This window comes from Photobacterium sanctipauli (genome assembly GCF_003026495.1).
In the GTDB taxonomy this organism is placed as follows: Bacteria; Pseudomonadota; Gammaproteobacteria; order Enterobacterales; family Vibrionaceae; genus Photobacterium; species Photobacterium sanctipauli.
The window spans coordinates 1-24,277 of sequence record NZ_PYMA01000015.1; the positions used below are offsets into that span (position 1 = coordinate 1).

The 24,277-nt window shown below is 49.4% G+C and carries 15 protein-coding genes and 1 pseudogene; 8 read left to right on the plus strand and 8 right to left on the minus strand.

Annotated features, from left to right (window positions below):
• From C9I98_RS19405 to C9I98_RS19420, 4 genes are all read left to right on the plus strand, one after another.
• Positions 1-96 (plus strand): IS3 family transposase (locus C9I98_RS19405; protein WP_146153873.1); only part of this gene is annotated, 96 nt, incomplete at its 5' end.
• A complete protein-coding gene (locus C9I98_RS19410) occupies positions 86-907 on the plus strand; it encodes a nuclear transport factor 2 family protein (RefSeq protein ID WP_051902132.1) in 822 nt (273 codons plus the stop codon). The genes C9I98_RS19405 and C9I98_RS19410, both read left to right, overlap by 11 nt.
• Positions 908-2,197 carry an MFS transporter gene (locus C9I98_RS19415; RefSeq protein WP_051902131.1) on the plus strand — a complete coding sequence of 430 codons (1,290 nt, stop codon included), beginning with the start codon at positions 908-910 and terminating at the stop codon, positions 2,195-2,197. It begins immediately after the preceding gene.
• A 207-nt stretch (positions 2,198-2,404) separates the two neighbouring features.
• Complete coding sequence (locus tag C9I98_RS19420; RefSeq protein ID WP_036821344.1) at positions 2,405-2,665, plus strand: hypothetical protein; 261 nt, start codon at positions 2,405-2,407, stop codon at positions 2,663-2,665.
• A gap of 18 nt (positions 2,666-2,683) precedes the next feature.
• Here C9I98_RS19420 and C9I98_RS19425 read toward each other — a convergent pair whose 3' ends face one another.
• From C9I98_RS19425 to C9I98_RS19455, 7 genes and pseudogenes are all read right to left on the minus strand, one after another.
• Positions 2,684-3,472 (minus strand): DUF3157 family protein, encoded by a 789-nt coding sequence (locus tag C9I98_RS19425; protein ID WP_036821342.1) that lies wholly within the window; start codon positions 3,470-3,472, stop codon positions 2,684-2,686.
• 86 nt (positions 3,473-3,558) lie between these two features.
• Positions 3,559-4,443, minus strand: a complete 885-nt coding sequence (gene yddG, locus C9I98_RS19430; RefSeq protein ID WP_036821340.1) for an aromatic amino acid DMT transporter YddG — start codon at positions 4,441-4,443, stop codon at positions 3,559-3,561.
• Between the two features lie 162 nt (positions 4,444-4,605).
• Entirely contained in the window at positions 4,606-6,741 is a 2,136-nt protein-coding gene (locus C9I98_RS19435; protein ID WP_107272371.1) for a TonB-dependent receptor, read from the minus strand.
• A 252-nt stretch (positions 6,742-6,993) separates the two neighbouring features.
• Positions 6,994-7,950 carry a GntR family transcriptional regulator gene (locus C9I98_RS19440; RefSeq protein WP_036825232.1) on the minus strand — a complete coding sequence of 319 codons (957 nt, stop codon included), beginning with the start codon at positions 7,948-7,950 and terminating at the stop codon, positions 6,994-6,996.
• Positions 7,951-8,112: 162 nt separating this feature from the next.
• Positions 8,113-10,008 (minus strand): annotated as a pseudogene (gene fhuB / locus C9I98_RS19445) (Fe(3+)-hydroxamate ABC transporter permease FhuB); the annotation flags it as partial.
• Between the two features lie 88 nt (positions 10,009-10,096).
• Complete coding sequence (locus tag C9I98_RS19450; RefSeq protein WP_107272373.1) at positions 10,097-11,020, minus strand: ABC transporter substrate-binding protein; 924 nt, start codon at positions 11,018-11,020, stop codon at positions 10,097-10,099.
• Positions 11,021-11,026: 6 nt separating this feature from the next.
• The gene (locus C9I98_RS19455) at positions 11,027-11,794 is read right to left on the minus strand and encodes an ABC transporter ATP-binding protein (RefSeq protein ID WP_036831578.1); all 768 of its coding nucleotides are present in this window, start codon (positions 11,792-11,794) and stop codon (positions 11,027-11,029) included.
• A 145-nt stretch (positions 11,795-11,939) separates the two neighbouring features.
• On the opposite strand from C9I98_RS19455, the gene C9I98_RS19460 reads away from it, so the two are divergent.
• The 4 genes from C9I98_RS19460 (at position 11,940) to C9I98_RS19470 (ending at position 21,300) form a co-directional block, all read left to right on the plus strand.
• Positions 11,940-13,145, plus strand: a complete 1,206-nt coding sequence (locus tag C9I98_RS19460; RefSeq protein WP_036831581.1) for an MFS transporter — start codon at positions 11,940-11,942, stop codon at positions 13,143-13,145.
• A gap of 300 nt (positions 13,146-13,445) precedes the next feature.
• Positions 13,446-14,525: a hypothetical protein gene (locus C9I98_RS26900; RefSeq protein ID WP_245907193.1), complete on the plus strand. Its 1,080-nt coding sequence runs from the start codon at positions 13,446-13,448 to the stop codon at positions 14,523-14,525.
• Positions 14,504-18,466, plus strand: a complete 3,963-nt coding sequence (locus C9I98_RS19465; protein ID WP_245907194.1) for a 2-oxoacid:acceptor oxidoreductase family protein — start codon at positions 14,504-14,506, stop codon at positions 18,464-18,466. The genes C9I98_RS26900 and C9I98_RS19465 overlap by 22 nt, the downstream gene beginning before the upstream one ends.
• Before the next feature lie 2 nt (positions 18,467-18,468).
• On the plus strand, positions 18,469-21,300 hold the full coding sequence (locus C9I98_RS19470; protein WP_051902684.1) for a sulfide/dihydroorotate dehydrogenase-like FAD/NAD-binding protein: 2,832 nt from the start codon (positions 18,469-18,471) through the stop codon (positions 21,298-21,300).
• Between the two features lie 157 nt (positions 21,301-21,457).
• Here C9I98_RS19470 and C9I98_RS19475 read toward each other — a convergent pair whose 3' ends face one another.
• The gene (locus C9I98_RS19475; RefSeq protein ID WP_107272374.1) at positions 21,458-24,265 is read right to left on the minus strand and encodes a hypothetical protein; all 2,808 of its coding nucleotides are present in this window, start codon (positions 24,263-24,265) and stop codon (positions 21,458-21,460) included.
• Between the last annotated feature and the right edge of the window lie 12 nt (positions 24,266-24,277).

A 24,277-nucleotide genomic window follows, 5' to 3' on the forward strand; every position in this document is an offset into this window, starting at 1 on the left:
TTTGAGTACATTGAGGTTGATTATAATCAGACGAGAAGGCACAGTGCTCTTGGGTACCTAAGCCCAGTTAACTTTGAAAAGCAAAATGTCGCTTAATGAAGTGTCCAGTCTGGCTGGAGCAGATCATTACTACTCATCCCACCGAATTGTATCTAACGCGACGAACCTAGGGGACAGCAACTTTGGCCCAGCCACAGGCAAGAAAGCGTTTTTCAGAACGACCGTTGATTGCAAAGTCTACCGAAACCGTATTGTTGAAGAGTGGCTAGTACGAGATAACCTATACATTGCTAAACAGCTTGGTTTTGATCCTGTCGAATTGGCGAAGAAAATGGCCAAGGGATTTAAAACCAAGTCTCCTGCCCTGCAATCCAGGTTTGGTTTATCGGAAAATCGAAAAGGACAATTCACTCCAGAGATCACCGTCAAAACGATCACCAACGCTGAAGGTAAGTTCGACATCGGTAACTTTGTTATTGCTATGTATGAAAACATCTGGAATTACCGCTACTTTAACAAAGTAAAAGACTTCTATAGTGAAAATGCCATTGTCCATTCCATCTGCAATAAAGACCTGTTGGGTGAAAGCCAAATACAAGGCTTTTTAGTTAGCTTATTCGCCTCTGTTCCAAACTCTAGGCTGCTCATCGAACGAGTAACATGCAACCAAAATGGCGGCAGAGAAGATTGGGATGTATCAGTAAGATGGCGTTTATCTGGTGTACACGAAGGCACAGGCTTCTTTGGCGCCCCGAGTGGTAAACCGGTTGAAATATTTGGGATCAACCAATTAAGGGTCAAGCAAGGCTTGGTGGTTGAAGAGTGGGTCACATTCGATGGTTTGGACGTACTACGCCAGATCCACATGGAAGAAGACGACGCCTATCTTAATGTAAACGGAGGCTAAATGGATAATCAGCAAGAAGACGCTATCCTTGGCCAACACCTTTCAATGCCCCGAAGGTTGGCCGCATTCGCCGCGATATTAATAGTCTACTTCTTCTACTGTTATAACTTCATGGTGGATATTTTTGTAAGGCCGACATTGGTAAATGAGTTCGGCTTTACGCTACAACAAGCCTCATCCATCTTTGCTGTTATGTCTCTTGGCACAATCCCCGGCACAATCGTCGCGGGGATATGTTGCTCGCGCTTCGGTAAAAAAAGAACCTTAATCGCGATAGCAGTGCTGTATGCCTTAATGACATATATCCCATTACTAAGCCCTGAAAATTACACGCTTTGGCGGGCAGCGCGCTTTATTACAGGTTTTTGCCTTGGCGGGGTTTTTGGTACCTCGATACCTTTGGTTGCCGAGCTATTCCCTCAAAAGTACCGAGGGAAGTTGGCTGCAATCTGTACCAGCACTTTCTCTGTCGCTATGATCTTTGCGGGTCAGCTCTATGGGGCATTAGGGGATGAAAATTGGCAGCTACTTGTTTGGACCGCGATTATCCCACCGCTTATTGGCGCCGCTTTGGTACTATTTTTAGTGCCTGACGACGCTTCCTATATGAAAAAGCTTAGGGAAGAAGCAGCAGTAGAAAATACCAAGATCAGCTATTTGGAAATGTATAAAGGGAAATATCTCTGGATAGGCATTGCCGTAATTTTATTGTCTGGTACTAACTTCGTCGCGTATTCGGGATTTTCCAACAATGCGACTACCTACCTGACCACGGTATTGGGCATGTCGGCAGCCACTGCCGGTACCATCTTCAGCATACAAGGTATTGGCCAACTGATTGGCTATAACTTCTGGGGATTCATGTCAGACCGTTACGGAAGAAAAATTCCCATTTTAGGTATGGTTGCTTGTTCAGCCCTGATATTTATTTACTCAAAACTTGGCGTAGAAAGCATCAACATGTTCTACCTGGTATCTGTCATATTAGGTATGTCATTTGGCTTCTCCGGCGCTTGGGGTGCCTATTATACTGAGCTATTCCCAAACAAGTTTAGGTCGCTATCTGCCGGTATTTCCTTTAATGGTGGTAGGTTAATCTCAACCATTGGCCTGCCTTTAGTCGCTGGGGTGTCTGCAAGCACATGGGGTATGCAGGGGTTATTTACCGTTGTAATGCTTGTTGCTCTCGCAGGGGCTGTACTTTGGTTTTTCTTGCCTGAAACTTTGGTTAAAGAGAAATCCATGAAGCAAACTCAACCAAAACAAAGTGAAGTTAACACCGCGAAATAAAGTATGCAGCTAGTAATAATGTAATTAGTCATAAACAAAGCCGGACCACATTGTCCGGCTTAATTTCTCACCAATATCAACGTCTCGTCCCTTTTCTACTGCAACAACAATTCACCAAGAATGCAAAGCCATTGTCATAATCAACTTTTAGAATCGCAGCCCAAACATTCAGCAAAACATTTACTAAATAATTAATCAGAGTAAATCATGGCTAGGGTAGAAAATAAGTTGATAAATGACGGGATAAGCGAGGCAATTAAGACCATTTACACCCAGTTTCCTAACTTGAGCTACAAGCCACGCCCGGATGATGTAAAGTTGTTGGCTGCGTATATGAAAAGCCAAGACGAAAGCTATCCACTTCACTTGGATGAATTGCTAGCCGAAGAGAACCTGAAAATTGAGATGGCGCTGAAGAAATACCACAGCATCAACAAGACCAAGTTAAAGCTGGTTGCGACCGCTTAATACCGTGGCCTTGTTATATTACCAATGATCTACCTCGGTAATTTCCGCCTCTAGGTAATACTGCTTCGCTGACAACACCTTAAAGCGTAAAGTGCGCCCTTCCCGCTCGGTATCGGGGCGAAAGTAGGTTTCTGGCATACGTTTAATCGACGTCCACACCTTTTGATCTTCACGGGCGATGAGCTCCCCTTTGGCGCTGTGCAGTTTTAGGGCAAGTTCGACCAACACGATGGAACCCGTACTGTCATTTTTCAGCGACGTTGGAATCAACAGTTCGCCGTTTTGGTAGCTTGCGGGCTCCAATGTCAGCGTGACGCCGCTTCGCTGTGCGGCCTCAACTTGCTTGCCCGTACCGGGCTCAATCAAGATGCCATCAGGTGTTGCTATGCCCGGTTGTGTTACTGAACTTGACTGTACCTTATCCGGCGCTTGCACTGGCGCTGAAGCAGTAGCAACTGTCGCCGATGCTGCTGGGGCCGTTATCGGGGCGGTATTGGAAACAGGTTTAGGGTTAGCTTGGGGCTTAACCTCAGTTGTTGATATTGATGTTGAGGTTGGGGTTGAGGTAGATAGTGCAGCCGCAGAAGATGCACTTGTTTTTTTAGATACACTTGAGCTTTCAGGTACACTTAGAGTTTCAGGTATAAAACGCCAAGTATTATCCGGATATAACATGACTTCGCGGCCATCTTGAAGGGTGGCTTTCATTGGCTCGGCAGACACGTCCGCGGCGAGTATGGCAGTACCAAAGACGAGGCCAAAAGAAAATGCCAATTTAGGTATTTGGATCAGTTTAAGTGGTTTCAAAGCAGCCCCCTTCTTTTCAACGAGTGTAGTCAAAATAAAGGAGGCTGCTGGCTCATCCCTGAGTATTCATTTAATCGCTAGCGCTATTATTGCTTGCGGGTCAACCACCAGCAGCTTAGCGATGCTATGGTTACCATGACCACCCCCTGCCAGAAGGTGGCAGTCAGTTCGATATCCAGCAAAATCGCCGAAAGGAAGGTCGAGAAGATCGGCGTGAAATACGAGAAAGTCGCCAGCATCACCATGTTCCCGCCGATAATCGCGATATTCCACAGCGCGTAGCCTGCCCCCATCACTGTTGCAGCGAGCATCAAATCAATACCCGCTTGCCAAGTCCAGACCATTGGCGGTTCGTTACTCAGCAGATATTTTATCCAAAGTGCGATAGCCGTGCCGATGAAGAACCACGTGATACCGTTCTCCCCTTTTGCCAATCGCTTGGTAAGGTTGCAATACACCGCCCACAGAAATGCACCAACGAATGCCAGCGTATAACTCACAGGGTTTGATGCAACGTTGGCAGCCAGCTGGGCGATAGAAAGCCCTTCGTCACCACTCACCGTCCATGCCACGCCAAAGAACGACAACGCCATTGCCGGGTAAAGCAAAGGGCTAACTGGCTTTTTACTGACAACCACTGCCAGCAAAACGGTCAAACATGGCCACAAATAGTTAATGACACCCATCTCAACAGCTTGGTGGCGTGAGTTCACCATACCCAGTGCCAATGACAGGAACATCTCATAGGCAACAAACAAGCCGCCGCCAATTAGCAAGTAGCGCAATGAAAAACGCTTGGGATTAGGCAGGCCAACGAAAATGGCCAGCAAGACAGAGCTAACCGTGTAAATCAGTGCCGCACCACCAATAGGCCCCAGCTGCTCAGAAACATTGCGGATAAAGGCAACAATACAGCTCCAAAGCAAAATCGCGGTACAACCCGCCAAGGTGAATTTATGTCTAGAAAGCAAGGGATAAACCAATGAATACAAAAAAGGGCATGCAGGTTATCAATCTTATTGGCTAGCAACCACAAAAAAAGCACTGATACTTCGCAGTATCAGTGCTCTCATACAAGTCATTACTAACAGTGCTTACTAACCAGGGACGCTAACTAAGCGCAACCAATGGGATTAGTAAGATACTTGGTAGTTAAGCGTGAACGTACGGCCACGGCCTTTGTACTCATACATTGGTGAGTCGCCATACCAGTGGATTGCACGCTGGCTCCAAGTTGTCAGGTAATCTTCGTTAAGCAGGTTTTTGATACCAAAGCCCAAGCTACCGACAGGAAGCTGGTAGTTACCCACTAGATCCACAACGGTGTAACCATCAAGCTTGCGATCATCTGCATCGGTATAATCAAACGTCGTTTGGCTCTGCAGTTTCACGCTGTAGTCATACTCATACCAGCCAATCCAAGCACTTGCCTTAGAAGTACTCGCTTCCATGGCTTCGTAATCTTCCCAGCCTGTATCAGCCTTAATTTCTGATACAACGTAGTGGCCTGCTGTACCTAGCTGTAGGTTGTCCGTTGCCCAGTAGCTAACTTGCGCTTCTGCACCGTAAACACGTTTTGGATCAGAGATACCGCTAATGCTTTGGTCATCGGCGTATTCGATTGAGCCGTCAGAGTATGAGTAGTACGCAGCCGTTTGAAGGGAAACGCTGTCCCAGTCGCTACGGTAGCCAATCTCATAGCTGTCTGTTTTGATACCTTCAAGCTTGGTATCGTTCACATTCACAGACGCATCTTTACCGTAGTATTTAGCCGGGTTTGCTAAATCAAAGCCTTGAGAGAAGTTCGCCCAAACTTGAGAAGATGACGTCAGGTGATAGATGGTGCCAAGGTTAAATAAGTTCTCGGCGTAATCCGTCTCTCCACCCGGTACAAAGTCAGAGCTTTCATTTTTCTGGAAGTCTGATATCTTGGTGTTGAGGTATTGATAACGGTAACCACCTTGTAAAATCCACTCCGGCGTCAGCTCGTACTCGGCTTGGATAAAGCCTGCCAACGCGTAAGTATCAACACCTGGGTAACGGCCTTCAATACGGTCAATGACGTTAACCATACCGCCAGTATCTTCCGTCGTGGTTTGATCGTAAATCGCATTATCGCTGTCAAAACGGTCAATAAAGCCGTCAACACCATAGGTCAGGCTCAATGCATCATACGACTTGTTTAATGCCGTTTTGACCGACAAGATATCAGTGTCTTGAGTCGATGAACTTAGCACCAGCGAGTCACTACCGCCCGCAGTGTAAGGGGTGAAGGTATGATCTTCTGTGCGGTAGGAAATCTCGGCAATAAGCTGATGGTTGAAAAAGTCAGTGTTGCTGTACTGCGCACTCAACATGACACGCTGTGTACCCTGCTGGCGATCAGCAGAATAACCATCACGCACCTCGACAAATTGGTAGTTGCCATCGCTGTCTTTCTCGAAGAACAGGCCGTATGGCGAATCTTGCTGGCTGTCATAGTACTGAGCCAACAGGTTAAGGTTTTGGCCTTCGGCTAGGTTGATTTGCAGTGTACCCATCAAGTCGACAGTTTCGTTGAACTGAGTTGAGCCTTGGGAAATGTCTGGGGTAACAATGGTGCCATCGGCATCAAAATAGCCTTGGGTCTTGGTGTAGGCAACCGATGCACGGCCACGCACTTTCTCATTACCACCAGCAATAGACTGGGCTAGCTTATAATCAAAGTCTTCATCTGAATTAAAGCCAGAGGTGCCACTCACGTAGCTTTCAAATTGCACGTCTTCTGCATGTGCTTTTTTAGTCACGATGTTTACAACACCGCCACTTGCACCTGCACCATAAATTGAGCTTGCACCTGATAGTACTTCGATTCGTTCAATGTTGAACGGATCAATCGAGTCAAGCTGACGGCTGATCGAGCGAACAGACTGTAGAGACACACCATCAATCATCACCATGATGCTACGACCACGCAGGTTCTGGCCTGAGTGAGTACGCCCACCGCTGCTGACATCAAGAGACGGGATGGTTGCCGCCAGAATTTCATCTAGGTTTAGGCCACCACGATATTGTTCTTCGATTTGTGCAGCATCGATAAACCAAACCGTACCTGGAATATCACTGATTGCCTTTGGTGTACGGCTTGAAACCACCACCATGCTCTCGTCTGTCGAGGTGTATTGTTCTTCTGCTTGGGCTGCTACCGCGATATTGGCTGTTGTGGTTGCGGCTACTGCAAGTGCAATAGCGGAATACTTGAAACTTCTGTTTTTGATGCTGGCTTTCATTTTTTTCTCTTAGTTTTCTACACGCGCTGAACTGTGCAACTCTAAATGATAATTATTATTATCGTTTTTTCGATTCAAAAATACAATACGGAAATGCGATTTATTTTCATCTGGATATGGATATGGATATGGGCGAGATTCTGTCTGTATCGCAGAATTCAAATAGGTTGGTTTATGCCGAGGAATACTAGGGTCTGTTAACTGAGGGATTCAATAGAGGGGAAAGGCAGCCCCATCGGGCTGCCTTTTGAATTAACGGCTTTTAGCGACAAGACTATTTATCAGCTTTTCCCGCTGTGCTCGCGTTACATTCATAACATCATTGTAGGTACGCTTCATAACACGAATATCGTTTTCCAGCAGCTGAGCCAATTTGGTTGATGCTGCCTGGTTATTGCCATCAAGCACCAGTTCAATGATATCCAAGCGACGTTGACAAGACTTACTAACAGAGGATTGCAAGTGCATCGAAACCAAGTCTGTCGCTTTGCGCAGGCGGTTGTGCTGCTGCATGATATTCAGCAAAAATCGGTTGCCCGAACAAGCGACAAGCGCTTCATGAAAATCGGCACTTAGGCCAAAAAGCTGGCTGGCATTTATCTTTTCTGGATTGGCAATGGCCTGCAGGTGACGTTCACGGCACCGCTCAAGTAGCTCGCGATCCAACTCCCAACTTGGCTCTAGTAAGGTGGCTGGTTCAAAAATCAACCGACACCGATAGCTCTCTGCGTGTCTGTCTAACGTGTTCAAGACCCCGTTGAGTTGCCATTTATAACCCGGACTCCGACGCAAGATAGCATCGTTTTCTAGCAAGCGAAGGACACTCTGTATCTCACCACGGTTGGCTTGATAACGCTCTTGTAGCTCTTTTTCAGAAAAAGAGTCCTCAATTTCACCAAAGAACAAATCCATGAGCAGCCTTAGATAGAGCTGCTCTTGGTCAGGCTGTTCATTGTCGCCACTGCCGATTGTCTCAATGCTTGCTGCATCAACCTGAAGGACAAACCCCTTATATGGCACCGCCTTGGCAATATCCTGAGCAACTAGGTGCTTTAACACGGCCCGCATGGGAGTTCTGGAAACTTCAAATTGCTGCGCCAAAGAAGATTCATTCAGGCTACTGCCCGCCTGGGCGTTTTCAACCTTGAGCCTGGCAATAACCTTGGATAACAAATCTTGTTGAAGTCGGGTGATTGCTGTCGTGTCCATAAGATTCATAAGCTTGTCTAAATTCTTAGCCTCATGGTAAACACAAACGTTCTTGAATACCATAAATTGTGTTTTTGCAGCCAAAAAACAAGCCCTCGTTGAACGTATTGGCGATAGTTGCCAATGCGTCCAACGAGGGCTGATAACGGATAAAGCGTTTTTCTATTTTCGCATTAAGTACAAGAAGTACGCACCGCCAAGCAATGAGGCCAGCAGTCCTGCCGGGAATTGCCACGGGAACCATAATACCCGGCCCATCCAATCGGCAGCCACCATGATCACACCACCGATCAGTGCCGCCGTCATCATTTGCGAGGAAGCACGGTATTGATTTAGCGATCGTGCCATATGCGGGGCTAGCAATCCGATGAAGCTCAACGGACCGATAACAATGGTGCACAAGGTCGTCAGGGCTGCAACAAGAATAAGCAGCATCAAACGTACCTTACGGCAATCCAGCCCGATACTGCTTGCGGTCACCTCGCCTAAACCGATGAGCTCAACCCAACGGTGTGACGCGAGTGCAATACCGCCGACCAAGATCACCCCAACCAGAAGAAGTGCAATATCACTATAAGACACCAAGTAGGTCGAACCAGATAGCCAAGTTAATAGCGCCTGGACGTTATCTTGACCGGAGGACATCGCGATACGAAGGAAGGCATCCAAGCCCGCACTTAGGGCTATACCGGTTAACAGTGTTTGCGAAGGTGCAAAGTTATGGCGCTTACCCAGTAGCCATACCAAGCCCGTGACCAACAATGCGCCAGTGGTACCCAGCAACATCTGCTCATGACGCTCAACCGCAACGCCCAGCATCGCACCAATCACCAGTGCCAGTGCCGCACCAGAGCTTATACCCAGAATTTCCGGGCTCGCCATCGGGTTGTTTGATACACGCTGGATAATGGTACCAGCGAATGCCAAGCCAATGCCTGCCAGCAAGGCAACAAACACTCTCGGCGCACGGAATTCAAACACCAACAAAGACGTGGTGAAGGTCCAACCTTGCTGGTTCTTGCCCACCAACACAGCCACGGCTAATACCGCCATCAATACAGCAAGCAAACCTACCGCAACCGGCAAGAAACGACGATGATGATAGGCTTGCGGGGTTTCATCCCTTGCCTTTAAATCTGACTGCAACGACTTGCGTTGTAACAGCCATAGTAGAAACGGCGCACCCAACAAGGCTGTCATCGCACCTGTTGGCAACAGTTCACCACCCGCCCCAGAAAATGGCTGAATGATCAAATCAGCCACCAACAACATCACAGCGCCGATTAATCCACTGAGTAGAATTTGCTGCTGCAGGGCACGTGCGCCAAGCATACGCGCCAATGCTGGCGCCACAATGCCAACAAAGCCAATCAAACCTACCTCACTCACCACTGCCGCGGTGACAAAGATAGACAGGGTTAAGCACAGAAGCTTGATTTGCTTTACATTCACACCCAGTGATCCCGCCACGTTATCGCCAAACTGCAGTGCCGACAAAGGGCGCTGCAAAATGAGCAACAGCACAACCGGGATAGTCACTAGCGGCAGCAAGGTGGTTGCACTCGACCAGTCGTTTTGGTTTAGCGTTCCGGCTCCCCAGACGAACACGCTAGCCAGCTGCTGCTCGTGGAGCAATACCAACATGGTGTTCATTGAGCCAAAGAACAAGCTGACCACCATACCTGCTAGCACCATGTGTACCGGCGAGAAGCCGCGCTTGGCACTCAGGGCGAAGACCAATGCAGTTGCCAAACAACCACCAAGAAACGCGGGAATAAAGCCACCAATAACAAGCTGGCTAGGGATAAGCAACAAACCAAGTACCATACCCAGCTCGGCACCCGCAGCTACCCCCAACGTGGTTGGCGAAGCAATCGGGTTGCGCAATACGAACTGCATAACAGCACCAGCCACCGCCAACGCAAAACCACACAACACCGCAACGGCTAAGCGCGGTAGATAAGTCATATTGGTAATAAGGTGCTGATAGTTAGTGACATCGTAGTTAACGATTGTCTGCCACAATAAACCCAAGCCTTGCGAATATGGCGTGGTGTAATGCACCAAACCAATAATAGCAGCGAACAGCGCTAACCATGCCGATAAGCGTTTTGGCGTGAAAAAGATAGGCTGGGCCTGAATCATATTAGAACTGCTCATGGGTATTAATTAACTGCTGAGTAATGTGATCGCTAAATCGTTGTGCCGAAATCAAGCCGCCAAAAGTCCAGATGGCCGGTAACTCATAAACGGTGTCCTCACGGGTAAATGCCATTGCCTGCCACAACAATGATTTGGTCAAATTACCCTTTTCAGCCTCAGTTAACGGGCCGAAAATCATTAAGTTGGTTTGCTGGTGCTCTGCCAACTTTTCGAAACCAGCGGTGGTAAAGCCCCATAAGTTGGTATTGGCAGACCAGTCATTCACTAGCCCCATCTTGGTGATGGTGTCATCGGCAAGGGAGCCTTCACCATGGATCCTTAATGTCTTATCGTTGATGAAGCGTACGAACATCAAAGGCTTAACATCAGAAACATGCTTGCGCACCATTTCACCATTGTTAGCCAGTTTGTCGTTCGTCTGGGCAATCACCTGCTGTGCCTGTTGCTCTTTATCAAGCAACTTACCCAGTTGGGTGGTCATCAGGGTTGCAGATTCAAGCGGTGTCTTGTCGTTGCTGTAGGCACTATAAACCATAACAGGTGCAATGCGCTGCAATGGGCGATAGGCCGCCGCCATATGTTCGCTCATCAAGATAACATCGGGTTTGAGCTCTGCGAGCAATTCAAGGTTCGGCTCGCGGCGAGAACCTACGTTGATCACGTCATCACTCAGTACGGGCTCTGAAACCCAGGTTTGGTAGCCACTAACATCGGCAATACCAACGGGCGTCACACCCAAACTCAATACCGCTTCGGTTAGTACCCAATCCAATGCCACCACACGCTGCGGCGTTTTATCGAAAGTGACTTCACCTAGTTCATGTTTAAAGGTTTGTGCTTGAGCCCAACATGACACTAGCGCCAGCGCCCATAAAACAAGCTTTTTCAAAATATCAGCCTTTTTCATTTTAGATTAAGGGATGTAGCTAATTGGCTTACCTGTTTCAGGGTGGTTGAACAACGCCAGTTCCATGCCATATATCTGTTGAAGCGTCTCTGGGTTCATCATCTGCTCCGGGCTACCCTGGGCGATAACTTTGCCAGTGTGAAGGGCAATCAACTCATCACTGAATTTGGCTGCCATGTTCACATCATGCAGAACCATGATGACGGTAAGACCAAGAGACTGATTTAGCTCTCGGATCAACGCAAGTAGCTCATACTGGTGGGCAACATCGAGTGCTGAGGTTGGCTCATCAAGAAGGATACACTTACTCTGCTGCGCCAGTAGCATTGCGACCCATGCACGCTGACGCTCACCGCCAGACAGGGTGGTAACAAAACGATTAGCAAACGGCGTTAGGCCAACTTTTTCGATTGCGTCATCCACCAGGCGGTAATCTTGATCACTGTATCGACCAAAGGCACCTTTCCAAGGATAGCGGCCAAAGCACACCAACTCTCTGACGGTCACACCATCGGTGATCGGCGGATGCTGAGGCAGGTAGGCAACATTCAAAGCAAAATCTTGGCTCGACAATGCACTGATCGGCTGTTGATCAAATAGCACCTGCCCCGAAGCGGCAGGGTTCTGACGGCTCAATAGCTTAATCAAAGTGGATTTACCGCAACCATTGTGACCGAGCAACGTTGTCACGGCACCGGGTTTGAAAGTCAAATTGGTTGGGTGAAGAATAGTTTTGCCATCAATTTGAAATGACGCATCGACAAGTTGATACATGAGCCAATCGCAGAATATTGTTGAGTGAAAATCTGGGGCGCCACTTTAACATAGGGGAATACCAATGATAATAGTTTTCATAGTTGCTAATTGTGAGTAGTATCTCCTGCCAATCATAATAATAAGCTCAATACCTTAAGACACCATGACTGAAAAAGTCCAAGCAATCACAAAGCCCTACCCGCTGTATATTCTTGCCAGCATCGCCACCTTGATGGGGATTGGACAGAATGGCCTGTTAGTCTCGTTGCCCTTACTCATTGAGTATTCGGCATTTAGTCTCCCTGAATGGTCAATGCTTATTGCCCTTGGTAGCTTTCTTTTTCTGCCCGCTGCGCCCTATTGGGGAAAACGCAGTGATCGCCGCGGCCCTAAGCCGATTGTGAAAATAGCCCTAATGGGCATGGCGCTTAGCTTTTTCATGCTGCTTGGCTTTTCGCAGCTAAGCCATTCTTTTTCTGACCTTTACTGGGTTTGGCTCATTGGCTTAATCGGCGCCCGAGTTATTTACGGATTAACCGTAGCTGGGCTTGTTCCTGCGCTTCAACATTGGGCAATTTTACTGTGCGGGGAAGACAACCGCATGCAAGCTATCGGCACCATTAGCATCGGATTGAGCAGCGGACGACTCGTTGGCCCGTTATTTTGTATCGCTGTCCTGAACATTTCGCCTTATGCCTCTTTGGCCACCATGGCAGTTTTCCCTATCATTGCACTGCTGGCTGCGTGGGCATTGCCAGCGCCCGAATTTACTAGCAATGACTCATCAAGAGCTGCGCAATCAAAAGGCTGGTTGCCCCCAGCTTCACTTGCCTCATACCTTCTTTCGGGGCTTTTTCTTTGTATCGTTATTGCCCTGCTGCAATACACCCTACCCGCCATTCTTAACGACATGACGACTTGGAGTAGTAGTGAAATCAGTAACGCCATTGGCCTACTATTAACGCTCAGTGCTGCGGTAACACTGGCAACACAAGTCATTGTGATAAAAAAGAAACGGCTCTCTGCGGCTAAAATGTTTCGTATTGGCGGGGTAACCCTCGCATTGGGGGCTACGTTATTCTTGACGGGTAATTTGGTGTTTTTCGCCATCGGCATGGCAATTTTGTCATTCGGGGCAGCATTACTCGTGCCAGCCTACACCACCCTCGCGACCCAAGCACACAAGCATAGCCCTGGGGCGACCTCCGGCTTTATCGCCATGTCACACACGGTTGGCTACACACTCGCAGCTGTTCTTGCCTATTCAGTGCAAATCGCTCCTATTTTTCCTATCTATATCTGTCTTGCTGCCAGTGTGGCAATTCTCATAATTTCAGCCAATAAAGGTGCTCATTTTGTGACCATGTGAGCAAAGATGCATCAGCAACTAGTGTAGCATCTAACTCATATACCCAAGTGGCTTCAGGTTAATAAATTGTAACTAACGTCTTGTTGTTACAAGCATCTTGACGCTGCTTGGGTAGTTATAAGCATCGACGGTCATCTCGAGAGCGATCACTAGGTTTATGTGGTTTATCACCAAAATGCTCTGAATGATAAGGTGCAAACAGGCAATGATTGCCGTGACGTATTTTGGTGAGGAGTAAAGAATCGACGCCATAAGGAAGTCGACCTAATAATAAATCCATAATCCAAGGAGCTATGTCGTATGTCTACACTGACCCAAAGGAGCAATTCGTACCAAGACACCCCCATTTATCCCGGCATCCCAACCGTTATCCATGGCAATGGCGCCGTCGCCCATGTCATGGATCATGTCTGCGGTGGTGTCATCGGATACCCAATCACCCCTTCAACTGAAATTTCTGAGCTCTACGAAGCTTTCCGGGCTCAAGGTGGTTGCAATGTTTGGGGCCAACATCCCTTCTTTTTCGAACCAGAAGGCGAACATTCGGCGCAAAGTGGGGCACTAGGGGCAGCCCTAACCGGCGGAAAATATATTTCCAACGCCTCTTCCAGCCAAGGTATTCTCTACGGCCTTGAATCCCATTACGTCACAGTCGGTAAGAAAGCCGCTGGCTTCGTACTGCATGTCGCAGCCCGCTCTGTTTCTCGCCACTCACTGAATGTCATGGCGGGGCATGATGATGTTTATGCCCTACTGTCAGCAGGCTACACCACCCTGTTTGCCAGTAATGCCCAAGAAGCCGCCGATTTAGCTGCAATTTCATACCGGATCAGCGCACTTTCGTTGATCCCGGTTGCCAACACCATGGACGGCTTTGCCACCAGCCATATCCAAAGCGAAGTCGCCCTGCCCGAGCCTGATCTACTCAAGCACTACCTAGGTGATCCGTCGGATCGTATCCCAGCCCCAACCGAAGCCCAGTGCTTGCTTTACGGTGCCAAAGGGCGTGTGTGGCAACTCAACCAATTTATCGAGAAGTATCACAGCCAGTTTTGGCCAGAAAAGCTAGATGAGTTGAGAAACTACATCACGGTTAATGCCGAGGCCATTGAACAAGATAGCGAAGGCAAGCTCGTCGAACCAACGGTCGCGTTGTTACCTGAGTTGCTGCACAAGAAGTGGCAACGGGCTTGGCTCAATGCCTACGAGAAGAATACCCGCCAGCGCGTTCCTGCCCTCGTTGATACCCATAACCCCGGGCTGACTGGTGGGGTTCAAAACCAGCCTGACTACCAAGCCGGTATTGTCGATCACCGCAGCCATTTCCAAAGCGATGTGCCGCATTTATCGAGCAAGCCATGCAGGAATACGGTGAACTAACAGGCCGCGTCTACCAGCCCGTGATGGACTTCCTATGTGACGATGCCGATTATGTCATCGTGGGGCTAGGCTCTGTCACCGACGATGCCGAAGCCGTCGCCAGCCATCTTCGCCAGCAAGGACAAAAGGTTGGGGTGATTTCGATTAAGCAACTTCAGCCTTTCCCGGAAGCACAAATTGTCGAAAAGCTCGCTGGGAAAAAAGCCGTTACGGTATTGGAACGCTGTGATGAAACCCGCCTAACTGCGCGTATTTCTCGTGCCCTATTCAAGGCGCAAGAAAATGTGCAACAGCCGCGCCACAAAGGCATAGCGCCATTGGCACAGATCCCGATGATCAACACAGGTATCTTCGGGCTTGGTGGTCATGATCTACAGCCCAAGCACTTGATCGCAGCCTTTGACAATATGCGGGCTGAGGCGCCCAAGCCATTCTACTATTTGGGCAGCCAGTTCTTTGATGCCGAGGCCAAAGGCGAGCTTAAACAAATCCAAGGCCGACTCCGTGCCGCCTACCCCGATACCGAGTTAATGGCATTGGAAACCGGCGATAACCCTAACTTGCTTCCTGACGCAGCCCTACGGGTAAGATTCCACTCTGTTGGTGGCTACGGCACCATCGCAACAGGCAAGTTGCTCACTGACATCCTGTCTGGGGCATTAGGCTTGCACTCCAAGTCCATGCCGAAATACGGCTCGGAAAAAAGTGGCGCGCCCACCAACTTCTTTATCACGCTGTCGCCAGAGCCAATCAAGATCACCAATGCCGAGTTACAGCAAGTTGAAGTGGTACTGTCACCGGATCACAAGGTGTTCATGCATACCAACCCGCTTGCTGGGCTAACCCGCAACGGCACGTTCATCTTGCAAACCCACCACGAGCCAGAGCAGGTATGGCAAGAAATCCCGGCAGCGGCACGCCAGTACATTCGCGACAATAATATCGACTTCTATATCGTCGATGCCTTCAAGGTAGCCAGGGAGCAAGCGCCATCTGCCGATCTTGAAATCAGGATGATGGGTATCGCCTTTATCGGTGCGCTATGTGGTCATGCGACCCAAGTTACTCAGGGCGCCGATGAAACCTTGATGCTTGAGCGGATCACCCAGCAAATCGCCAAGAAGTTTGGTGCCAAGGGTGAGCGCGTTGTTGAAAGTAACATGGCGGTGATCCGCGAAGGGATTCACGCCACCAAGCAAGTCTGCTACCAAGATTTCAGCGATGTCGCCATTGAGGCATCAAATGCCGCAACGGCAGAAGCACCAAAGCAAACCCAAGCCAGTTGTGGTTTGTTCGACCCTTCCTACTTCAACAATATTGCAGGTAAGCGCTATGCCGACGGCTCTATTGGCGAAGCGCCTGTCATTCCTGGTTCGGGTATGTTCATGCCGCCTGCCAGTGCCATCACCAAAGATAAGGGGCTGTTTAGGCTTAATGTGCCCAAGTTCGACGCCGATAAATGTACCGGCTGTATGGAGTGCACCATTGCCTGTCCTGATGGCGCGATACCTAATGCGGTCCATGAACTGCACGATATTTTGTCTGTGGCCATCGACAAACTGAATATCCCGCCAGCGCAGCACGACAGGCTGAGAGCACAAATGCCGCCGATTGCGGATGCGGCTCGCCACTACTACCGTAATGCACCGAAGAACGAGTCTATGCCACTTCATCAGATTGTGGCTAAAGTCGTCGATACCATGTCCTTCGGCGATCACGGTATGACCCAGCAAATCGCGGGAATGTGCGTTGCACTGGAATCGCTACCGGTTAGCCGTACCAAGCCATTCTTTGATGCGATGGAAAAAGCGGTTCCGGGCAGCGGCGGTTTCTTCTCGGTAGCCATTGACCCAAGCAAATGTAGCGGATGTATGGAGTGTGTCGACGTCTGTGGCCCGAACGCGCTATTGAAGGTGCGCCAAACCACAGAAATGAACCAGCAAATGCATGAGCTGTTCTCGACATTGGCCGAAATGCCAAATACCCCACCTCGCTTCTTGCACCAAGGCGTAACCGATGCCAGCGAATCAAAGCGGTTATTGCTTGATCGCAGCAATTACTATGCGATGAGTTCCGGCCATGGTGCGTGTCGTGGTTGTGGCGAGGTTACTGCCCTGCGCCTTGTTACCTCCATTAACCGAGCGCTACAGCAACAGCGTTACCAATCGCACATTGCTAGCCTTGAAAACATCATCGAGCAACTCGAAGACAAACAGCAAGCGCTAGCCAGTGGCGAAACAGCGCAAGGACGCGTGGAGCGTATTACGAACACCATTCAAGTACTGGAAAAACGCCTCTACCACTTTGAGCACGGCCCAACGGGCAATGGGCCATCTGACGCCTTGATTGCCAACGCCACCGGCTGTAGTAGCGTTTATGCCTCCACCTTCCCTGCCAATCCTTACAACGATCCTTGGGTAAATAGCTTGTTCCAAGATACCCCTGCGGTTGCCAAAGGGCTATTTGAAGGTGAAGCTGCCAACCAGCTTGAGCAGTTCAAGGCATTGCGAACAGCCAAGCTAGAGCTTGAAGACATGTACGATCCAGACGTGCATGACCGCCAACTGCGCTATCTCGAGTGGAACCAGCTGTCTGAGCAAGAGCTTGGTTTGCTGCCTACGGTGTTCAGTATCGGTGGTGACGGCGCAACTTATGATATCGGCTTCGGTGCCCTATCGCGGTTGCTGACCACCAGCACGCCAATCAAGATCTTCGTGCTCAATACCGGTAGCTACTCCAATACAGGCGGGCAGGCATCTACTGCTAGCTTCACCGCGCAAGATTCCGACTTAAGCCGCTTCGGCGCCGCCCATAGTGGTAAGCAAGAGTCGCGCAAAGAGCTCGGCATTATTGCGACCTTCCACCCGAAAGTCATGGTGGTGCAAACCTCCACCGCGTTGCAGGGCCACTTCATGGCTAACTTGATGGAGTACCTCAATTACCAAGAGGCACCTGCACTGTTTGATGTCTATACCCCATGTATGGGCGAACACGGTATTGCCGATGACGCCAGTACCCGACACTCACGCCTGGCGGTTGAAAGCCGGATGAACCCGGTATTTGTCCACGACCCGCGTAAAGGCGCGACCTTGGCAGAGCGCTTCTCGATTGAAGGCAACCCAGAGCTACAGCAAGATTGGGCTACCCACACCATCAGCTACCTCGACAGTGATGGCATGACCCAATTGAAACAAGTGCCGTTTACCCCGGCCGACTTTGCCTTGTACGAGGGCCGCTTCAAGAAACACTTCAACCCTATTGGCGAAGAGCAAAGCGCCGTTGAACTAGCCGACTTCATCGCCATGAACGCCGATGAGCGCCACGGCAAAACGCCGTTCATCTGGTCAGCCGATCACCAGCAGCACTTAGTCAAACTGCAGGTCTCGGCCTCACTCGTTGCCCTCACCGATGAGCGATTAAGCAACTGGCGTATGCTGCAATACTTGAGCGGGCTGCACATTACTAACCTTGATAAGCAGTACCAGCTTCAAGTGGATGAATGGAAACTGCGTTACCAGCACGAACAAGACAGTAACGAACAAACTATCGAAACCATCGCCAACGGTTTGGCGGAGCTGGCAATGTTTGCCTCACCAACGGCTGGTAATGCCATCCCGGTCACCCAAATCGAATCAAGTGGTAGCACAGGTGCAAGCCAAGAAAGCAGTGCCAATGGTGATGCCTTACCGCTAGTTGCTATCAACGAGGATGAAAAGGGCCAGTGTACTGATTGCAAAACCTGCTATCAGCAGTTGGGTGAACTGTTTGAGAAGACGACGATTGTCGAGAATGGCGAAGCGAAAATCATCAGCCAAGTGGTCCCCAATGCGCTGGACACGGTTGAACTCAGCGATGAGTTAGTCAAGCGTGCCGCAAGGATCGCCGATGAGTGTGATGCTGAAATCATACACTTTAACGCCCCTGCATCAGTGGAGGTGTAGCGATGGTTGAACTAGTTACCAAATCAGCAATTGACCAGCCGGAGCCGAGACAATCGGGGTTACCGGATGCCCAACGTGAGCTAATGCTAAGGCGCATGGAGCAAAACCCGCAGCGCTTTCAGCAAATGGTCATCGAAGAGAGTATGCAGCTTATTCGCGAGACGCTGAAGCAAGGCAAGCTCTCCGCCGAGTTCACCGAAAAGCTGTGGCAGCTATTGCTTGCGAACAATACGTTGAGTATCGCACTGCAACGTTATCTATGGCGTATTCCACTCAAGCAAAAACGCGCCTTCGTCCAAGCGCTGGATACCCATATGTCGGTGCGCTACCCGATGTTCAAGGGGCTGTCTGTCGGTTGGCCGGGGAGCAATAATATTCCCCCTTATGTCCGCCCAGCAGAAGAGCGCCGCAACGACTTCGACCTCGTTAGCCAAGGCTATTTAGGGTATATGGGATTGGGGTACAGCTTGCGCGAAGTCGAACTGTTTGTCTGGCTCGAAGTTATTCGTGATAAGCAGTGCGAAGATCGCCCTTGTGAAATTGGCGCACCAAAGTGTGACCGCGACGGCAACCCTACCGATGAAACCGATGGTGGTTGCCCGGTTAAAATCCATATCCCCCAAGTGCTTAACTTAATGGGAGAAGGACGCTTCAAGGCAGCCTTCGAGCTGATCCGCGATGCCAACCCGCTGCCCAATGTCACCGGCCGCGTCTGCCCGCAGGAGCTTCAGTGCCAAGAGGTCTGTACCCATAACGACAGGCCAATCGAAATCGGCCAGTTGGAATGGTTCCTACCCCAGCGAGAGCGTGAACTAACCAATGGCGAACCGTCGCAACCGGTTGAGGTTAACCCTTGGGTGGCAGCCTCCAAGCCGCCTGTCGCCATTGTTGGCTCAGGGCCTTCGGGGCTGATCAATGCCTATTTGCTAGCCAAGGCAGGCTACCCCGTCACCGTGTTTGAAGCATTCCATGTCTTGGGCGGGGTGCTGAGGTACGGGATCCCCGAGTTTCGTTTGCCGAACCAGCTGGTTGACGATGTGGTTGAGAAAATCAAAGCCTTGGGAGGCCGCTTTGTTGCCAACTATATCGTGGGCAAAACCGCGACCCTGGCCGATCTGAAACGTGCGGGCTTCACCCGTATTTTCGTGGGTACAGGCGCCGGCTTGCCCCGGTTCATGAATGTGCCGGGTGAACACCTGCTGAACATCATGTCGGCCAACGAGTTCCTGACCCGTGTCAATCTGATGCACGCCAACGAGCCCGACTATGAAACGCCAATGCCGGATATGGAAGGCAAGGAAGTGATGATCATCGGTGGTGGTAACACCGCGATGGATGCCGCCCGTACCGCTTGCCGGTTAGGCGCCAATGTCACCATTGTCTACCGTCGTACCCAGCAAGAAATGCCAGCCCGCGTCGAAGAGCTACACCATGCGCTGGAAGAAGGGATTTTGCTCAAAGAGCTTCGCTCACCTTGCGAGTTCAACGGCGACAAAAACCACTTCCTATCCAGTGCCAAGCTTGACGTCATGGCGCTTGGCGAGCCTGATGCCTCCGGTCGCAGGCGTCCTCAGTCCACGGGTGAGTTCGAGTTAATGCCTGTCGATTTCGCCATTATGGCGCTCGGCAACAGCTCGAACCCTATCGTCAAAGACGCCAACCCCGATTTGGATACCTCTAAATGGGGCACGCTGTTACTGAACAGAGATTCGCAAGAAACCTCAGTCAGTGGCGTTTACAGTGGTGGTGATGCTACCCGTGGTGGTTCGACGGCCATTAAGGCTGCGGGTGACGGCCAAGCCGCCGCTAGGGAAATCATGGGCCATGTTGATTTCAATGCCAAAGAGGTGGAAGGCTTGGTCGCACAAGCCAGCCGCTACACCGAGCTTGGTCAAACTGCGCCTAAAATCGTCAAGCGTCGGCAATTAACCGATGAAATTGTGGAATTCACCATCACATCACCCTTGATTGCCCGCTCGGCCAAAGCTGGTCAGTTTGTCAGGGTACTCGCTGATGAGAAAGGAGAATTAATCCCACTCACCCTCGCAGATTGGGATGCCGAAGCCGGCACCATCGAACTGGTAGTTCAAGGCCTTGGTACCAGCTCCAAGCTGATTAACCAGATGCAAGAAGGCGATAGCTTCGCCGCCATTGCGGGTCCATTAGGTCAAGCTAGCCACGTTGTGAAGCACCCGGATAACCAGCGTGTGATTTTCACCGCCGGTGGCGTTGGGTTGCCTGCCGTTCATCCGATCATGCGTGCCCATCTAGCGATCGGGAATAAGGTGACGCTTATTTCCGGATTTAGGGGCAAAGCCCATCGTTTTTGGACAGAGCAAGGCGACAAGGTCGAAAATCTTCGTGATGCCTACCCTGAGTTACTGGACGTCGTGTACACCAGTAACGATGGTAGCTTTGGCATTGAAGGCTTCGTCACCAAACCGCTGGAATCGCTTTTGATCCAACACCGTGATGGCAATGCTGACACAGCTAATAGGAGTGAAACTGATACCGCTAGCACTGAACAGGCCATTGCCGAAGTTATCACCATTGGTCCACCGATGATGATGCGGGCCGTTAGCGATCAGACCCTAGGGTATGAGGTGCCATGTGTCGCGAGCCTGAACTCCATCATGGTGGATGCCACCGGCATGTGCGGTGCCTGCATGGTGCCCGTGATGGAAGATGGTAAACTGGTACGCAAGCACGCCTGTATCGATGGGCCGGAAATCAACAGCCATGTCATCGATTGGGATAAGTTCTTGCCTAGGTTTAATCAGTTCAAGCCCCAAGAGCGGCAAAGCGAAATCGCCCATCATTTTATTGATGAGTAGCTTGTTGGTAGCTCGTTGGTAACTCGTTGGTAACTCGATGATTAATACCCAGCGCTTCTAACTGAAGCGATACCAATGACAAAGGATCTCTTAAGAAGAGATCCTTTTTTATTAAACGCGTTACGTTGACCATTGAATGATGACTCGGAACAACTTATTACTCATCGGTATTCACGTATTCAAAGCTAGGTGGCTGCTGGTCGTAGAAAGTGACCTGCAATTGTTGCTGCGCCGTATATGGAATACGCACTATTGTGCTCAAAGGATGTTGTTCATCGACTTCAATTCCACCAACAAACCGTTCAATATTATTGGTACTGGCCAACGGTATGATCAGGGAGATGAAATTGCCCCTTTCACCACCAACTAACGGTTTATGCGCGCTAAACCACTCTCGATTCCCATTTTTACCTTCGGGATCATGCGGATTCGCGGCAAGGCTTATTTCAGCGCCAGCGGGAACGGAGGCAAACAGCACTAAGGTATCTAAAGTCTCTTTCTCTGAGATCGGCAAAGCTTGCGGCAACATCTTTTGTTGCCCTCTAAGCAAAACCCAGTTCTCACCCGAATCAGATTTAAACTCAGTCAACACCTGATAAAGCACTCCCCCGTTATGTCCACCCGCATAAGTTGTAGCGGCGGAAATCGTATCGGACACAACAGTGATGCCATTGTGCAACAAGGCGACCTGACGCTTAGCGCCTACCCCTGAGTACTGGTACCTTGAGTAATCAACAAAACCATAGGCAGCCTCTGGTGCAATCGAGCCTGCGCCATACTCGTCAATGACATAGCCATGGCTTGGTGTGTATTGCATAACCTCGTCAAAATGCTCTCGCTCACCCGGTGCAGACACCTCTTTCGATTGATACGGCGCATTTGGGTACTGGTATTCAAGTGGGTTAATGTAAATATCATTGTTTTTATTTGCTTCCGACCAACGCTTAATTCGAGATACCGTGTGTGAACCATTGAAAATATGGGTATCAATGCCTGAGCGGTGATCATGCGCTGCTTTGTGCTGGGTATAACTCAGATCCATCAATAGATACGGTGCCCGAGGGTGATGCCCTGTCGACACAATGAGTTTATCTTGCACTTCAACGTAATTGGTATCACCCCGACCTAGCAACAGGCCATCTTGTGCGCAGCAAGATGTTATTCGAGGTGTCGCTCGAGACAGTACATCTTCTGGGCGTGGTTTTGCTAACGTAATGTCTATCGCATCAATACCTAGGGGCCACAGATCGACTTTATAATCGTCGGCTGTTATCGCACCATGTGACTGTAAATAAAGCGATTCATATTTTCTCGCGACATAGAGGTAAAATGGATTGTCCCATAGGCGGTAGCCTACTTTTAGCACCCAAGGTAAGTTATTGCTTGCCGATACCCTCATCTGCCCCTGGGCACTTTTCTCTGTCGACTTGCCCCATTTCGCCGATTGCCCACTACTCATCACAGTACGAGACATCCTATCCATCATTCTTAATAAATGCTCAGATGCGATGACCTCATCTTCTTTACCATGGCGTAGGGCGATATTTAATATGATATGAAAGCCAGTCCCGGCATCGTAATGAGGGGAGTTATCTCCGTCATATGACATTTGAGTGACGTTATACCAAAAAGCGTGAAATGCTTCTTTCACCATAGGGTACTGAGTGGTGCCCTTGTAAAGCAAAGTAATCGTTGAGGCTATATCCATTGCCGTTACATGCTTGTTGTATCCGCCTGTAAAGTATGGGCCATCATAATATGGCGCTGTACCTTCAATATATGTAGTAACGAAGTTTTCAAACTCACGACGAAAAGCAAAAACCTGAGGGGCGTCACTGTAGAATTCACCCAGCATATACAAACCCCAAGCATAATCCATATAATGACGTATCGGATTCACCTGGGCCAAGTCATTAATTTTGCCTTCATGCTTTTCAATGACTCTTATTGCTTCCAACCGAGCTAACTCACCCTCTTCTTGGAACCGTTTAACTACCTCATTTTTCCACTCAGGGTAAAAGCTTTCCTCCGTTACCAATGTCACTAATGTCCTTAGCGAACTTTTAACCCCCGTCTGGCTATTATTCTCTTCAATAAATCGTTCAATAATGGCCGATGCATCACCTGCAGCATTTGCCTGCTGAATCTCATCCAAAAAACTATCATAAACGGCGAACAATTCATTTTCTCGACGTGCAATTTCAGTATCATCCTCATAATAAGGGACGTAATCCATTGCAAAAATATTGCTGGTATTCGTGCTCCCCATTATTGGCGAGTTAGAAAGTTGGTCTAAGTCATTCCCGTCACCATCTCTTCCTACTTCCTCCACATCAAGGTCATGGTTTAAGCTGAATACAAATCGATCAAGCGCAATACCTTTCTCGCGGTCCCGAACCTTAAAACTCAACGCTTTACCAACATCTTGTTCAGTCACAACAAATTTTTGGCCACTACCAAACCAGAAAAATTTACCTTCCTGAGGGTTAGTGATTGGATGAGATTCAAGTTCACTGTCTTGTGATTGGCGTGTACCCAGTTTCTTATCCGGTTGCTCGCCAAAGCCTGGAGAAGCATAAAATGAATCCTCCCCACCATAGGACTCACTCCCACCGCGCTCAAATAAAGAGCTACGGTAATACAGTTTATAGGTGCCTGGTGTATTAAAAACCAACTGGTAGTCAACCGTGGACTGCTCGCCATCGGAAGAAAAACGCATATCAGCAATCAAGGCATGATCACCAGAGGCCGGGAATTCGCTGTGTTGCGGTAATACCTGCGAGCCAAAATCTGAAGTAAACGCATCAATACCGACAATATTAAAGCCGTCATTATCTCCATTGTGCCGAGTGATCTCAGAATAGCTTTCAGCTTCAAAGGCAATGTAATTCGCCTCTAAATCCTGTTCAAAGACCAATTGTTCAGTTGGTGTTTTGGCTAGAATATCAGTTTGGCTTTTTGCCATCGTTTGTCCCAT